This window comes from Paenibacillus sp. Paensp38 (assembly GCF_059491915.1).
This window is the reverse complement of sequence record NZ_CP168516.1, coordinates 4726605-4741976: the sequence shown is the minus strand read 5'-3', so window position 1 is coordinate 4741976 and position 15372 is coordinate 4726605. Positions and strand designations below refer to the sequence as shown.

The window sequence follows — 15372 nt, the reverse complement described above, 5'->3', positions numbered from 1 at the left end:
ATATGCTCTGTTTCTGGTTGCTTTTTTGGTTACCCACGTTTAGGCTGCGTTCGGTATGAGCTTAACCAATAACGACAAATGAGGATACGCCAGCAGGTACGGATCTAACGCGGAATAATACTCCATCATCTCTAAAAGTACGCAGAATATAAGGCTGGTTCGTAGGTGTGCGGACTCTGTTGAATCGGGCAGTACCAAAGCGGTCGAAGCCTGCAGCTTGGACAAAGGTTCCATCTAAACGCCGGAGTGTTGCAAAAAATCCAGACGTGTTAAAAGGTACACCATCATTGTTAGCCCAGATAACTGTAAATCTACGAAGGGTTTGTGTTGGACTCACATTGCGATATCTCGTAACAGGAACCTTTCTGCCCGTAGATTTCAGCGTTTGTGGAGGACGAATGGCCACTTCAAATCAACTCCTTTGTTGTGATGAGATAGTAAATGCACACAAAGGAGTTTTGGACCGTGCTATAAACTACTGCTTCTTAAAAATAGGTATATATTGAACTTGGGACATCATTATGCCCACTCGCGCCGTAGCGTAAAGAGGTCTTTTAACGCGTCTGTAGACAGCTCAGTAATCCAGCCTTCGGTACTGGTTATGATTTGGTCGCTAAGCTGCTGCTTGCTCTCCAGCATTTCATCAATGCGTTCCTCCAGCGTGCCCAGCGAGATAAATTTGTGCACCTGTACATCCTTCGTTTGTCCCATCCGATAGGCTCGGTCTGTGGCCTGATTTTCAACAGCCGGATTCCACCAGCGATCAAAGTGAAAGACGTGGTTGGCTGCCGTCAGATTCAGACCCACCCCCCCGGCTTTGAGCGACAAAATAAACACGGATGGCTGCTCGGCAGGGGGGAGCGTGTGAGATTGGAATTGATCAATCATTCGGTCACGCGCCGTTTTGGACGTGCTACCGTTCAGATAGAGCACAGGCTCTTGCAGCTCCTGAGCGAGTACCCGCTGGAGCATCTGCCCCATACCAATATACTGTGTAAAAATAAGGCAGCGCTCGCCCTCCTCCCGCAGTTCCTTGACCATAGCCAGAATGCGCTCTAGCTTGGATGAACGGCTAATGACCGTCTCAAGATCGGACTGACTATAACCGGAAGCCGCTGCATCCGGGAGTGCTTCCTTGGTTAAGAGGGCTGGGTGGTCGCAAAGCTGCTTCAACTGGGTAAGGGCGGATAAAATGGCTCCTTTCCGTTCAATCCCTTCCAGCTTCTGCATCCGTTCCATCAACTCTTTGACAATCTGGTCATAGAGCGCGCCCTGCTCAGAGGTCAGATGAATGTAGGTTTTCATCTCATTCTTGTCAGGCAAATCAAGCTGTATAGCAGGGTCCTTCTTCTTGCGCCGCAGCATGAAGGGCTGAACCAGCTTTTGCAAATCTAATGTGCGCTGCTCGTTATGTTCCTTCTCAATAGCATTCATAAAACGATTGCTAAAGGCGCGTGAGCTGCCCAGATAACCTGGATTGATAAAATCATAAATGGACCACAGCTCGGACAATCGATTTTCAATAGGTGTCCCGGTCAACGCAATCCGATGACGTGCAGGAAAGCTGCGCACGGCTGTGGATTGCTTGGTTTGCGCATTTTTAATGTTTTGCGCTTCATCCAGGCAGACCGAATCCCAGGTCATGCTTTGTAGCAGCTCTTGATCCAGGGTTGCCGTAGCAAAGGAGGTCAGGATGACATCAGCCTGCTCTACTTCTTCACGGAACAAGTCTCCCTGCTTCCGCCTGCTTCCATAGTGCAGCATCACCTTCAATGAAGGGGCGAAGCGGCTGAGTTCCTTCTGCCAGTTGCCCAGCACCGACGTCGGGCAAATCAGCAGCGAACTGGAGCGGACACCCGTCTCAGCGGCAATTTCCTGTAAGTGCAGTAAATAAGTAATAAATTGCACCGTTTTACCAAGTCCCATGTCATCGGCCAGACAGGCCCCCAGTCCAAAACGCCGTAAAAAGGCAAGCCATGCGTACCCGTCCCTCTGATACGTCCGCAGCTCGGCTTGCAGCCCGTCCGGCACGTCCAATGCAGGCCATTCTGACTGCCGTCCGAGCTGGCTGATCAGCTTCAGCAGATGGGCATTCAGCTCGACTTCCAGCCGGAAGCGTGCCGCATCCTCCGGCTGCTCACCCGAGGCGTCGCCTTCAGGCTCGTCGGCGTTGCCGAGCAGGTGCAGCTGCAAGATGTCCTGAAAGGACAACCCCTGAGCGCTGTCGATCCCGGCCATGGCCCGGCGGATCTGCGCCAGCAGCGCAGGGTCGAGCGCGATCCATTGCCCGCGGAAGCGCACCAAGCGCTCGTTGCGAGCGACCAGCTCGGCGAATTCTGACTCGCTCAGATCGGCATCGCCAATGGCAACGCGCCAATCGAACTGGACAATCGAGTCCAGTCCGAACAGCGAGCTGCCCTTCGTGCGCTCTCCCGCCCCTTCGCCCGGGCGTACCTTGGCCCGCAGCTTTGGCTTCTTGCGGGTGGCTGCCTCCCACCAAGCTGGCAGCAGCACCTGCCAACCGCTTTCCAGCAAACGTTGGCTGTCGGTCGTCAAGAATTGCCACGCTACTTCGTCGGAGAGCGGGCGATTCAGCACGTCATCGCGGCTTCCGGCACGCTGCCCGACAGGCAAAATAGAGGTCAAGCGTTCCAGCCACCCGGCTGAGCGCTCACGGACATGTGCTGTCCAGACATCGGGCCATGAGCCGGATGCGTACCCATCATCGGCGAGCTGTACAGACACCAGCAACGCTGGGTCTTGCTTGTCCTGCAACACAAGCTTGAGCTGCCAGGACGGCTCGTCGTCCTCCAGCTCTGGCTCCAGCAGTTGCAGAAGCGGCCGAAAGGGCGCGGTATCGGCTTTCCAGCCGATGGCGATGAGCCAGGCCTGCGCGTCTAGACCCGCTGCAGCCGGGCGGTTGAGGGCGAAGAGAATCGGATATTCTCTTCGCAAATCGGCGGCTTCCGCTTCGGTGCCGTACCAGCGCTGAAATACGGCAGCCGAGAACGCCGCTATCAGCCCTTCCTGCTCGTCCTTCTCCAAGCGGTCGAGCAAAGCAAGCTCTGCCGGTTGAATGTTTTCCAGTGCTTCCGCATCCCACTTCCATTGCAGCTTCCCCGTCTGGAACGCCGTGAAGCTAGGCACATAGGCTTTCGCTTCAATACAGTGAGCAAGTAAAGGGATCAGCCGAAGCCACGAGGCATTGGCCTCGTCCCAGATCCATTCGATATGCTTCAGGAGCTCACACTCTGCCAGAAAAGGAATCACCTGCTCTGAAGGCAGCAGGATAATATCCGTGTCTTGAACATGTTGAATCTCCAGTTCGGTGCCATAAAACGAAGCCTCATGCCAAGCAAACAAACGCTGCTTCAGAATTTGACCGGAAATGCTATAGTTCATGGAGGAATCGCCATAGATCAGCGCGTCTCCATAGGTAGTTAATTGGATATGCACAGTAATCGTTTCGGTATATTGGCTCATGATAACAATTTCCCTTTCCGCAATTCCTCCTGTAGCGCCCGCAGGCGGCTATGACGGCTGGTGAAGGTCGTAAAGAACAGCTCCCAGCGTGATTCTTGCTTCATTTTCTTGTACAGCTTGAACAGCCGCTTTAATAGCTTGACTGCTGCTTTATAGCTGGATCTGTTTTTTTCTAGCACATAGCGTTCTACCGCTTGATGGTAAAAGGGGAGTAGTAACTCAGGCGCGTTCTTTTCAATGGGCTGTAACACGCTCACTCGAAAACTCAAAGGTTCACTGCGTATGCTTAGCTGATAGTCGATCCATGACCGCCATTTCTCGTGAGCAAGCAGTGCCTCTTCATACATTCCTCCGGCAAATGGAAGCATACCCACCAGCGTGTCCCACATGTCCTGCTCCGCTTCTGGAAGGTGCTGCAAAACCACATCCCAATCATGCATATAATCCTGTAAATGGTCATCCCGATGACTGTGAAGCAGGGGACCGATATGCCGCAGTCCGTCCTTGAGGCGTGCCCAATTCTCAGCTTTACGCAACGCCTGTAAGAACAAAAGCAATTGGTTGGAGGAGATTTTTAGTGGAAAAGCTCGTTCCGCTTCCTGAAGAAGTACCCAGGCTTCATTATCCTGCGATTGGAAAATATGCATCCAGCTGCGAGCCAACATCCACGGAAGCCTTGCTAAAGTAGTGCCGAGATCCTCCTCAGCCGCCTGCAAATGCTGTAATTCCTCCGTATATATGCTGGAGTCCTGTCTTACGGGATGCACCCAGTACAGCCAAAACTGATAATACGCGTCTGAAAAATAAGTACCGTTACGCGATTCTGTCAGCATTTTTCGGCGTAAATAGGCTAAGGTTTCTGCCATACGGGCTTCTTGCATCGGTTCATCGGTCAGCTCCAGTGGACTCTCAAAATCACGATCGATCGCTTCTTTAAGCTCATCGGCAGCAATTTGCGTGTAATACCCCATATAGGTATGAGAGGGATAGCCTGGCATGGAAGACTGAGGTACCAGCTTTTCCAGCACACGCAGATGAGCATGCAGTCCGTATAGCTGTTGCATGCCAGGTGAAAGCGGTGGCTTCACAGCATAGATCGAGGCTAAAGCGCTTTGGACAAATTGGGAGTTTTGTGTGTTCACACGATTAAGGGCGATACACTGATCGAACAGATCATGCCACTCTGAAATGGGCATGTCCGGTATTTTACTTGCAGTTTTACTGAGGGCGTTTCTTGTTGTTTCCTTGTGATCCGGTGAAAGATTCGACCGGGAAGGAGGTGTGTTACGCGTGTCAGCTTTTGTCGACAATCGAGTGAATCCCGCCGAATGAGCGTTCACTAAAGCATGTACAGAACGTTCCTGTTCATTCGCGTAATTCAGTAGTACGGCGATCATATGCTTGCAGTTGGCGTGGACAGGGCATGTACATCTGCTGGCAGCAAAAGCGCTCAAGTGGAGATCCACCTCGTATAGCTCGCTTCCATCCACGACAGCTGCAATATGATCGGCATCAGGCATTACGAATTCTTTTACCTTTCCTTGCTTAAAATATTGGAAACCTCGTTTGATCGTCACATCATTAAAATGGTCAGCCACGTTTTGAATAAGCTGTTGCCACTGTATATCATCCATAAGATAGGTTGGTTTCATATGCATTAGTCTCCTAAGAGAGAATAGTTAATCCGATGACTGCTTAACTCTTCCATTATATCAGTTCACGGATATAAATTGAGTGGAGGGAGCAGTTGGAAAATTTCGAAGTATAACCGCCAAGTGCAGTAAAAAGCCCTCTTACGCTGTGGCGTAAGAAGGCTTGAGTCTCATCAGCAAGAATGGGGAGGCATTCTCTATTGTTTCCCACCCGGATTCTCTGTTCGATGGAAGACCATAGAGATAACAAGAAGCACCAAGGGTACTACTGCGCATACAGCAATTCCAAAATAACCTATTATTTTATCGAAGTTGCCTATCTCAACAAAATTTTGGGGATACATGCTCAGGCAAAATAATATAATTAACGGGAGATAACAGATATACCCGTTCCACTTTTGGGTGAGCTGGCTGATCCCCGTTACAATATAGAAATAATAGTTTGAGGCGGTCATGAAAATTTTGATCGTCCACAAAATGATAAATAATATTTCAAATCGTTCCAGGAACGCGCCGGGGAATTCAATTTGCTGTGCAAAAGAAACGACTGGCCATTGCAGTCGGGAAACTTCCTCAACTGACATACAGCCGACGACCATCGTTACCATTAAAATATACAAACCCATTGCAATCGAGTAGCCGATTGACCCAGCCTTCCATGCTTTTTGGGGGTGGGTCATCACATTAGTTAATATAAGGATGGATTCAAAACCCAATGTAGAGAAAGGTATAACTTTAAGTGATTCAAAGATCGGTCGCCATCCTTTATGGAAAACAGGGCGCAAATTATCAAGATTGAAATGGTTGACATTAAGAACGACCAACAATAAAAAAACAATAAGGGTTAAAGGGAAAAAAAGTTCGATCAATCGAACCATTGCATGGAGACCGCCCCAGGTCAAATACCCAATAAGCAGAAGAAACGGTAAGAGAATCATACTTATTGGGGTTCTCTCCAGTGCAAGACCTTTGAGGAATTCCGCCATCATTCTACATACAAAAGAGCATATCATCGTGCAATGTACAATAAATGCAATATTGATGAGCAGGCCGATGAATTTACCCGCGATCACAGGATTGAGCTCATAGAACGTCTTCCCTGGAAATCTCCGGCACAGTTTAAAATGGATAAAAACGATGCCTACCCCAAGCAGACTTGCCAGCAAAAGTCCCTGCCACACGTCGGGCGTTTGTGTCTTTTCCGCGATGGTTCTTGGCAAACTGACAATTCCCACAGCGTACACGGTCGAAGTGACTGTAAGTAAGGCTTGAAGGGTAGAGATTTTTTCCTGTTTCATGGAAGGTATGTTGGACATTACTCTTCCTCTCCTTTTGTATAAGCACCTGTTCGTTTAATCTGTACTTCAGCCTGAACATCGATTGGTATTTGACTGAATGTATTTTGCCAATTTTCCTTTACCCGATCCCAGTAAGCGGGATAGTTCACTTTTACTTTTGTGCCAAAACCGACTACATCTGCTCTCATTTCTTTCTGAAGTGTGTTTAGCGATTGGGATATGGTCTGTTTGATTTCATCTTGCGCTGCTTCTTTGGCGGTTCGGATGAATGATTCCTTCAGGAAGTCCACAGAAGTAACCGAGTTTTCGTTTAGCTTGATATCTGTTTTGATACGAACTGTGAATGAGAGATCCTGTCCATTAAGGTGGGGAATAAGTTTACTATGGGCATCCTCAACTTCAAAGACCATGTGTTGTTTCGTCTTTGGGTCCTCAACTTTAATAATGGAACCCTTCGTTTTTCCCAGCATCCAGTTGATCCCGATAACATCCTCTTCGTCCAGCCAATAAGCAAATTTCTTCGTTTTGCCGCTGACCAGAGCTGCTCCTGAGAAGTGATTGCCGTCATTGCTTTCTAGGCATTGAATGAGGAAGTCAGCTCCTTGTGAGATATGTGTAGACATTTCCCCTAATGTTATTCTATAAGGTATTTTTGAGTTGAAATCACTATTTTTGGCCAATGCTTCAAGGTCAATGGAAGGTATCTCTTTATGTTTGCCAATCTTATTGAGCGCTTCTTTCGCATTGCCTTTTACGATCATAACAAGTGATTTTCGACTCGGTTTATAGGAGCGAGTAAACGTATCTAACAATTGGTCGATTCTTGTTTTTTGTATAGCTTGGTCACTAATCAAAATTAAGCGAATAAAACTATATAAAGGAGCACGGGATACCTGCTTGGCCTGTTCCCTGGAAGCAGACTGGATTGAATCTTTGTTAAAGGTTGTTACGTTGCTATACATATTTTTTCTGGATTTCTGCGCTATTAAGTGCTGGTAGGTAAGTTCCAGCATATCCTGCTGATCCGTATCAATGGCGACGCCTTGAATAATACTCAAGTTATCGATCTCTCTGCTATCCCAACAACCGGTGAGGAGAGCAGCACATGCGATCCATGCAGCAAAGCATTTTTGCGCCCATAGGGTTCGACGAAACAGAAAGATGTAAGAGAGCATAGGTTTACTTCCTTTTTCTGTTAGATTGTATTTCGTCCTGTGTCTTTAGCATCATAGGGCGTTTTTTGAGATATTTAAAAGGAACCCGAACCAAAGTATCTTGTTGATCTCTTAGCCGAATTGGGGCTAGGGGTGACATGTAAGGAACTCCAAAGCTTTTGATCTGGACCATGTGTACGCCTAAACAAATAAAGGCTAAAATTACTCCATACAGCCCATAAATCCCTGCGATCATCATAATGGGGAAACGAAGAAGCCGGATTCCAATACTGCCGCTGTACTGCGGGCTTGCAAAGGACGCAATGGCAGTAAGACCAACGACAATAATCAGAAAAGCACTTACGATCGCCGCCTCGACAGCGGCTTGTCCAATCACAAGACCGCCTACAATCCCGATGACTTGTCCTATGCCTTTAGGTAGCCGTAGACTTGCCTCGCGCAGTATTTCCAATGCTAACTCCATAATTAGAGCTTCCACAAAAACGGGAAAAGGAATCCCTTCCCTTGAGGCAACGATAGACATCACTAGCTCAGGTGGGATTAATCCAGGATGAAAAGAAATAAGTGCAACGTACAGCGAAGGCAGGAATGTTGCAATGAACAGAGCCGTTAAACGAAGCATGCGGAAAAATGTTCCTAAAGGAAAACGCTCGTAATAATCCTCTGGGGATTGAGCCAGCATCCAGAAGGTCATGGGAGCAATCAGGACAAAAGGAGTGCCATCAAGCATAATGACAACTCTTCCGGACATTAAAGCATTTATAGCTTTATCCGAGCGTTCAGAGGCTTGGATCTGTGGGAACGGAGACCATGAATGTTCCTCAATCCATTGCTCAATAATCCCGGTATCGGAAGCATCGTCCACATCAATCGTTTCGACTCTCCGTTTAACTTCCTGAACTAGCTCGGGATTTGCGATATCTGATATGTACAGGATCGCTAACTTCCGTGAGGATCTCCTTCCTATGGTCATTTTATCTATTTTGAAACTTAGATCTTTGATATGCCGCCTTACCATTGCCAGGTTGCTTTGCAAATCTTCAATAAAACCTTCTCTCGGTCCTCTAACCAAAGTTTCAGTGCTTGGTTCATCGACACTTCGCGACGGAAACTGGCCCGTAGACGCAAAAAAGACTTCATCGGTTCCTTCGATCAGCAGACAGGTATTTCCCGATAACACTTCGTGTACACACGTCTCAAGGTCTGTCTCTTCTTCCATATCGATCGTAAATGCTGTCTGCTGTATCAGCTCCTCCTTTATTTTCTCGGGATTAACTTGGGAGTGACTTTCACGAATTCCAGTTAAAATGAGCGGCTTGACGATTTGTTCGTTAATGATGCTCGTATCCGCAATACCAGAGAGATAGATCATAATTACATGAATTCCCGTTTGACCCACATTCATTTTCTTGAAGACGACATCAGGAAGATGACCCAGGGTCTTTTGTAGATGGTCCAATTTCGCCTCGAGTGATCTTGCCATGACTCCTCCTCCTTCAAAAGTTATGCATGTAATATGTGTAAAATGGTAATAAATATTCATGGAATGGTAATCTAATGTGTTCAACGATAGAGGAGCTGAAGACGCGAGAGACAGAGGGAGTTTTTTGGGTATATGTAAACAAAAACGAACACCAGTGGTGTCCGTTTTTGGTCATACTTATGAGGCGAGGGTACTCTATCCTAGAGATAACGCCATATAAATTCCTCCGAGTGGAGTCACTTTTTGAACTCGTAAAAATGTGCCTCCAACATGCTCAGAGAAAGCTCGGCAGTCGTGGCTACCACGATATCTGCCCCTTGCATTTGTGAAGGTGTTCCTACACCGACCGCAAACATCCCGGCGCCCTTGATCGCCTGTATGCCAGCCTGTGCGTCCTCTATACCGATACAATCGGCAGGCTGAACGCCCAGATTTGCAGCTCCAGTGAGGAAAATTTCCGGGTCAGGCTTGCCATGCCGAATGGCGGTAACATCCACCACACTGTCAAAATAGTACGCTAGCTCCAGTCGCTCCAGGATAAACGCTGCATTTTTACTTGCAGAGGCCAGAGCGATGCCGATTCGGGCTTCACGAAGTTCTGTCAGAAGCGCTTTAATGCCTGGAAGAATGTCCGAGGGAGTTACAGCTGAGATGAGCCGCTGATACTCCGTATTTTTCCGTGTGGCCAGTTCTTGCTTGCCTTCTTCTGAAAACGTATCGGACAGGTTACCGCGCGCCAGTATTTTGTCGAGCGATTCCGTACGGCTGATTCCTTTTAACTGTTCATTAAATTCCCGATCAAAAGGGATGTTTAACGCTGCCGCCAAGCTGCCCCATGCCTGAAAATGATATTCGGCGGTATCTGTGATGACTCCGTCCAGATCAAAAATGACTGCCTTCATTTGCTTTCCCCCCTGTCTACCCGATTTATGAAACGCTGTTCGTCATTAACGGCCGCCCACTGGTAATGTGCGTTGGCTGTCCATACAGCTCCAGCGTCAGCGGTTCTCCATCCAACAGGGTAATGATCACTTCATTTTCCTGTACGAGAATACTTAGCAAGCGACCGCGATAGTTGATTTTAAACGTATATTTGGTCCAGTCTTGAGGCAAGAAGGGGGAGAAGCTTAATGTTTCATTATAGGTTCTCATCCCGGCAAATCCCTGTACAATCGCCAGCCAGCTTCCCGTCATGGAAGTGATATGAAGGCCGTCTTCGGTATCGTTATTATAGTTATCCAGATCCAGACGGGCCGTCCGCTTATACATCTCGACTGCTTTTTCCTCCATTTTGAGTTCGGCGGCCAGCACGGCGTGTATAGAAGGAGACAGACTGGATTCATGAACAGTCATGGGCTCGTAAAATGCAAAATTGCGCGCTTTTTCCTCCAGTGTGAACTGGTCTCCAAAGAAATACAGTCCTTGCAGCACATCTGCCTGCTTAATGAAGCATGAACGCAGGATTTTATCCCATGACCATTTCTGGTTTAGTGGAAGGTTGCTGGGATCAAGGGCGGATACAGGCTGCAAATCCTTATCCATAAAGGTATCGTGTTGTACGAAGACTTCCCGCTCCTCATCATAGGGATAATACATGTGAGTGACGATATCCTGCCAATGTGCAAGCTCATCAGCCGTAACTGCCAGGCGCTGCGCTTTCTCAGTCGAAATTTGAGGCAAGACCGATAATGTATATTTCAAAACCCATGCAGCCAGCGTGTTGGTATACCAGTTGTTATTGACGTTATTTTCGTATTCGTTTGGCCCGGTAACCCCGTGAATCATATACTGCTGCTGACTTTTGGAAAAATGGACCCGATCGGCCCAGAAACGGCTAATTTCGACCAGTACATCTACGCCGTAGTCATGCAGATAGGTCAAGTCACCCGTATAGTTGGTGTAATTGTAAATGGCATAGGCAATGGCACCGTTACGATGAATTTCCTCGAAGGTAATTTCCCATTCGTTATGGCATTCCACACCCGTAAAAGTGACCATAGGGTACAGTGCACCCCGAAGTCCTTGCTGGGTCGCGTTATGCTTGGCACCTTCAAGTTGTTGATAGCGATACAACAGCAGATTTCGGGTTACATCCGGGTCTGCGAGCGCCAGGTACATAGGTACGGCATATGCTTCTGTGTCCCAATAGGTGGCACCGCCATATTTTTCACCTGTAAAACCCTTGGGACCAATGTTCAGACGGGCATCTTCACCGTAGTACGTAGAGAACAGCTGGAAAATGTTAAAGCGTATTCCCTGTTGGGCCTCCGTATCGCCCTCTATTTCTACATCTGCTTTGTCCCAACGTCGGGCCCAAGCTGCGACATGCTCCTGTTTAAGAGAAGTGTAGCCTTTGTTCACAGCTTCTACGGCGATGCGTTCAGCTTGTGGAATCAGTGCGTCCTTTTCCATATCCCGTGAAGTTGTAACAGCCACAAATTTTTGCAGCTGGATACTGTCGCCCGGAGCGACGCTGTATTGATAGTGGCGAGCAGCATACAGAAAGCCCTCTTCCGTCGTCTGCTGATCCTGTCCCTCGGTCACAATACCCATGGTAGCGTTTACGGTAAAGCGCGGAATACCGAAGGGATTATCTATAGTTGTTGTGGACAGGCTAATGAATTGTTCCTGAACCTCTCGGGCCTCCTCCAGCCAAAAAACCTCATCATAGTTCGTGTCTTCATTCTTCGTATTGCCGTCCAAATAGGGGACAAGCTCTATAGTTAGAGGTTGCTCACTTATATTCGTTGCTTGGTAATCAATCAGGCATAGCTCACGAGTGGTGATGCTCAGAAAACGCTCCGTAGTGATACGAACCTGATCGTTCACGGTGCAGGTGCGTCGCAGGATCCCCTGTTTCATGTCCAACTCCTGCACGAAATCGCTGATGTGTGCCGTAAATAAGTCTACTTCCTCTTGGTTTACGATCAGATTGATGCCGATGAAGTTCATGGCATTGATGACCTTACCAAAATACTCAGGATAGCCGTTTTTCCACCAGCCGACCTTTGTTTTGTCGGGGAACCATACACCGGAGATATAAGTTCCCTGATGATGATCCCCTGAATACGTTTCTTCGAAATTGCCGCGCATGCCCATATAACCGTTGCCTATGGACGTTAAGCTTTCCTGTAATCGCATGTGTGTGCTATGTAGAGCGTGTGTTGTCAGCTTCCAACTATCTACGTCAAATAATCGGTTGTAAACCATGAGTGCGTACCCCTCTCGGAAAATGAGATCGTTGTTTTAACGAGACCAATATATGAGCGAGTTCAGTATATAGTGCAACCGTTTGCCCTGTCAACGCAAAAAAACTGATTTTATGGATATCCACAAAATCAGTTCTTGTCCATTTCTTAGAGATTCATAGTACCTGGCTGGATTTGCGCTCCACGATTCGGTGGGGCACAATGATGTGTTTGGTCAGTTCCTTGGGATCCTCAATTTTTTCAATCAGGCTTTTGGCAGCCTGATAACCCAGAGTAAAGATATCAATATCCACGGATGTAAGAGGAGGATTCATCAGCTCAGCCAGCATTAGATTATTGAAGCTCACCATGGATAACTGCTCTGGCATGGACACGCCTAACTGGGCAAGCATTTTCTGTACGGCCATGGCTACAAGGTCGTCGCTAACGATCATCGCAGTAGGCGGCGGGGTAGCCTGCAATAACGCGCGCATGTCCTCCAGATTAAAGGGTTCTCTGACCACGTATTCTTTCGGTAGAGGCAAGCCAACCTCTCGTAGCGCATCTTGGTAGCCTCGGAGTCTTTCAAGATTCACGATGTGTTCCTGATCACCGCCAACATAAGCAATGCGCTGATGATTCAGCCCAGTCAAATAAGTGACCACATCCTTGGCAGCCTGGTAGTTGTCGTTGTCTACATGGGTGGTTTCGCTGACAAACTGTTGAGGTTTGCCGATTACGGTATAGGGAATTTTTTCTTTGTGAAGATACTCCACGATGCTATCCTTTTGCTTGGAGTACAGGACAATGTAGCCGTCAACGCGTCCGGTCCGGGTCATCAGCTTTACGCGGGATAGCAATTCATCATTCGTTTTGCCTGTGACAATCGACAGTGTATAGTTGTGCTCGTTCACCCATTCGCTGATCCCGCGAAGACTTTCCGGAAAGAAAGGATTTTGAAAGATCGCCACATCCGATTCAGGCATAATAATGCCTATCGACTGTGTGACTCGGTTAGCCAGACTCTGAGCTGAATAGTTGGGTTCATAGCCAAGCGCCTTCATTTCTTTACGGACACGTAACTTGGTAGCTTCGCTGATTTTGGGGCTGTCTTGAATGACGCGGGATACGGTGGAGGTAGCAACATTAGCACGTTTTGCGACATCTTTGATGGTTACTGCCATCGTCTTCGTCTCCTTTTGCTATCTCAAGCAGGAAATATTATGTTCTATCATACGATATTGCTCGAAAATCAACAAATTCGCGGTTTTTTCGAGTGTTTCTATCATTATTAACCAAGATATTTACAATTAGGGTATTGCTAATAGAAAGCGATATCATTATAATAATTGTGCAACCGATTGCATAATATTTTTTGAGTACTACCCATGCTATACATACTATAAGGGATGGAGACTGAACGAGCATGAAAAAACTTCTATCATTTGATTTTTGGCAAAAGCTTGGGAAGGCACTGCTTGTGGTTGTTGCTGTTATGCCGGCGGCCGGGATTATGATTTCGCTTGGTAAAGTAGTGGCGATGTTGGCTGGCGATATTCATTTCTGGTTGACCGTCGGCGGGGTCATGGAGAATTTGGGTTGGGGTATTATCAATAACTTACACATCCTATTTGCGGTAGCGATAGGTGGTTCCTGGGCTAAGGAACGGGCGGGCGGGGCTTTTGCGGCTTTAATTGCCTTTGTTCTCATCAATATTTCAACAGGGACGATTTTGGGCGTATCATCGAAGATGTTAACCCAGGAGGGAGCAACCACCCATACACTCTTCGGTGCATCGATTCCGGTCAGTGGTTATTTCACCTCTGTCTTAGGAGCACCTGCACTCAACATGGGCGTGTTTGTCGGTATCATCTCCGGATTCGTCGGGGCGGTGGTATTTAACAAGTACTATAATTACCGCAAGCTGCCGGACGCTTTAGCCTTTTTTAACGGTAAACGTTTTGTTCCTTTTGTCGTGATTTTATGGTCTGTCATCGTAAGTTTGATCATGTCTGCCATCTGGCCATTTGTCCAGGGGGGGATTAATCAGTTCGGCATTTGGTTGGCGACTTCGGGAGAATCGGCTCCTTTTGTAGCACCATTTGTCTATGGTACACTGGAAAGACTGCTGATTCCTTTTGGACTTCATCATATGCTGACCGTCCCTATTAACTATACTCAACTTGGAGGCGTTTACACAACGCTTACAGGTTCCGGGGCAGGAAGTGTCGTTGCCGGGCAAGACCCGCTGTGGCTGGCTTGGGCAAGTGACCTGAGTGCGCTTCGTGGTACCGATCCGACAGCCTACAATAGCTTGTTGGAAGGCGTGACGCCTGCCCGCTTCAAGGTAGGACAAATGATTGGTGGGGCAGGTATCCTTATGGGACTAGCGGTGGCTATGTATCGCCGTGTAGACAAAGACAAACGCGGCAAGTACAAGTCGATGATCTTTTCGGCAGCCGCAGCTGTCTTTTTAACAGGGGTAACGGAGCCACTGGAATTCATGTTTATGTTCGTGGCGCCTGTGCTGTATGTGGTTTATGCTATTCTTACCGGTATTGCGTTCGGAATGGCCGACATCATACATTTGCGTTTACATTCATTTGGTATGATTGAACTGCTGACCCGAATGCCGTTGTCTATAAATGCGGGGTTGGTGCAGGATATTATTAACTTCGTGCTGACTTGCGTGGTGTTTGCGGTAGCAACCTACTTTATCGCTTATTTTATGATCGGTAAATTCCAAATGGCTACGCCGGGAAGACTGGGGAACTATACGGATGAGGAGCCTCAAGGGACTTCCGAGGCAGGGAGTACGAAGACAGAGGGTGTGGCAGCTACTTCCACTCAAAATCAACTGGCTACGGATATCATCAAGACACTTGGGGGTGAGCAGAACATTGTCGAGGTGGACGCTTGCATGACCCGTCTGCGTGTGACGGTGAAGGATACAGATGCCGTTGGGGATGAAAAGACGTGGAAAGCGCTGGGTGCCTTGGGCTTGATAAAAGTAGATAATGGGGTGCAGGCGGTTTACGGACCGAAGGCTGATGTGCTTAAATCAGATATACAAGACATACTCAACAGGTGATT

At 47.8% G+C, this 15372-nt stretch carries 10 protein-coding genes; 1 reads left to right on the top strand and 9 read right to left on the bottom strand.

Annotated elements, in window-relative coordinates; genetic code table 11:
• Positions 1–61: 61 nt before the first annotated feature.
• From ACEN8J_RS21000 to ACEN8J_RS20960, 9 genes are all read right to left on the bottom strand, one after another.
• Positions 62–406 carry a hypothetical protein gene (locus ACEN8J_RS21000; protein WP_016820169.1) on the bottom strand — a complete coding sequence of 115 codons (345 nt, stop codon included), beginning with the start codon at positions 404–406 and terminating at the stop codon, positions 62–64.
• Between the two features lie 113 nt (positions 407–519).
• Positions 520–3483 (bottom strand): DEAD/DEAH box helicase, encoded by a 2964-nt coding sequence (locus ACEN8J_RS20995; RefSeq protein WP_495593920.1) that lies wholly within the window; start codon positions 3481–3483, stop codon positions 520–522.
• Positions 3480–5135 carry an SWIM zinc finger family protein gene (locus ACEN8J_RS20990; RefSeq protein WP_029516905.1) on the bottom strand — a complete coding sequence of 552 codons (1656 nt, stop codon included), beginning with the start codon at positions 5133–5135 and terminating at the stop codon, positions 3480–3482. The genes ACEN8J_RS20995 and ACEN8J_RS20990 overlap by 4 nt, the downstream gene beginning before the upstream one ends.
• Positions 5136–5332: 197 nt before the next feature.
• Positions 5333–6451, bottom strand: a complete 1119-nt coding sequence (locus ACEN8J_RS20985) for a GerAB/ArcD/ProY family transporter (protein WP_069010152.1) — start codon at positions 6449–6451, stop codon at positions 5333–5335.
• Positions 6451–7608 (bottom strand): Ger(x)C family spore germination protein, encoded by a 1158-nt coding sequence (locus ACEN8J_RS20980; RefSeq protein WP_340884051.1) that lies wholly within the window; start codon positions 7606–7608, stop codon positions 6451–6453. The genes ACEN8J_RS20985 and ACEN8J_RS20980 overlap by 1 nt, the downstream gene beginning before the upstream one ends.
• Before the next feature lie 4 nt (positions 7609–7612).
• Positions 7613–9091: a spore germination protein gene (locus tag ACEN8J_RS20975; RefSeq protein ID WP_029516902.1), complete on the bottom strand. Its 1479-nt coding sequence runs from the start codon at positions 9089–9091 to the stop codon at positions 7613–7615.
• Between the two features lie 236 nt (positions 9092–9327).
• The gene (gene pgmB, locus ACEN8J_RS20970; RefSeq protein ID WP_483594985.1) at positions 9328–9993 is read right to left on the bottom strand and encodes a beta-phosphoglucomutase; all 666 of its coding nucleotides are present in this window, start codon (positions 9991–9993) and stop codon (positions 9328–9330) included.
• Between the two features lie 25 nt (positions 9994–10018).
• Positions 10019–12301, bottom strand: coding sequence for a glycoside hydrolase family 65 protein (locus tag ACEN8J_RS20965; RefSeq protein WP_029516900.1), 2283 nt, complete (start codon positions 12299–12301; stop codon positions 10019–10021).
• Between the two features lie 154 nt (positions 12302–12455).
• Positions 12456–13463, bottom strand: a complete 1008-nt coding sequence (locus tag ACEN8J_RS20960; RefSeq protein ID WP_029516899.1) for a LacI family DNA-binding transcriptional regulator — start codon at positions 13461–13463, stop codon at positions 12456–12458.
• 242 nt (positions 13464–13705) lie between these two features.
• Between ACEN8J_RS20960 and ACEN8J_RS20955 the strand changes: the two genes are divergently transcribed.
• The gene (locus tag ACEN8J_RS20955; RefSeq protein WP_029516898.1) at positions 13706–15370 is read left to right on the top strand and encodes a PTS transporter subunit IIBC; all 1665 of its coding nucleotides are present in this window, start codon (positions 13706–13708) and stop codon (positions 15368–15370) included.
• Positions 15371–15372 lie beyond the last annotated feature (2 nt).

Excerpts from the sequence above, each read along its gene's own strand:
- ACEN8J_RS20995 (WP_495593920.1), bottom strand. The coding sequence starts at position 3,483 with ATGAGCCAATATACCGAAACGATTACTGTGCATATCCAATTAACTACC.
- ACEN8J_RS20990 (WP_029516905.1), bottom strand. The coding sequence starts at position 5,135 with ATGAAACCAACCTATCTTATGGATGATATACAGTGGCAACAGCTTATT.
- ACEN8J_RS20985 (WP_069010152.1), bottom strand. The coding sequence starts at position 6,451 with ATGTCCAACATACCTTCCATGAAACAGGAAAAAATCTCTACCCTTCAA.
- ACEN8J_RS20980 (WP_340884051.1), bottom strand. The coding sequence starts at position 7,608 with ATGCTCTCTTACATCTTTCTGTTTCGTCGAACCCTATGGGCGCAAAAA.
- ACEN8J_RS20975 (WP_029516902.1), bottom strand. The coding sequence starts at position 9,091 with ATGGCAAGATCACTCGAGGCGAAATTGGACCATCTACAAAAGACCCTG.
- pgmB (WP_483594985.1), bottom strand. The coding sequence starts at position 9,993 with ATGAAGGCAGTCATTTTTGATCTGGACGGAGTCATCACAGATACCGCC.
- ACEN8J_RS20965 (WP_029516900.1), bottom strand. The coding sequence starts at position 12,301 with ATGGTTTACAACCGATTATTTGACGTAGATAGTTGGAAGCTGACAACA.
- ACEN8J_RS20960 (WP_029516899.1), bottom strand. The coding sequence starts at position 13,463 with ATGGCAGTAACCATCAAAGATGTCGCAAAACGTGCTAATGTTGCTACC.
- ACEN8J_RS20955 (WP_029516898.1), top strand. The coding sequence starts at position 13,706 with ATGAAAAAACTTCTATCATTTGATTTTTGGCAAAAGCTTGGGAAGGCA.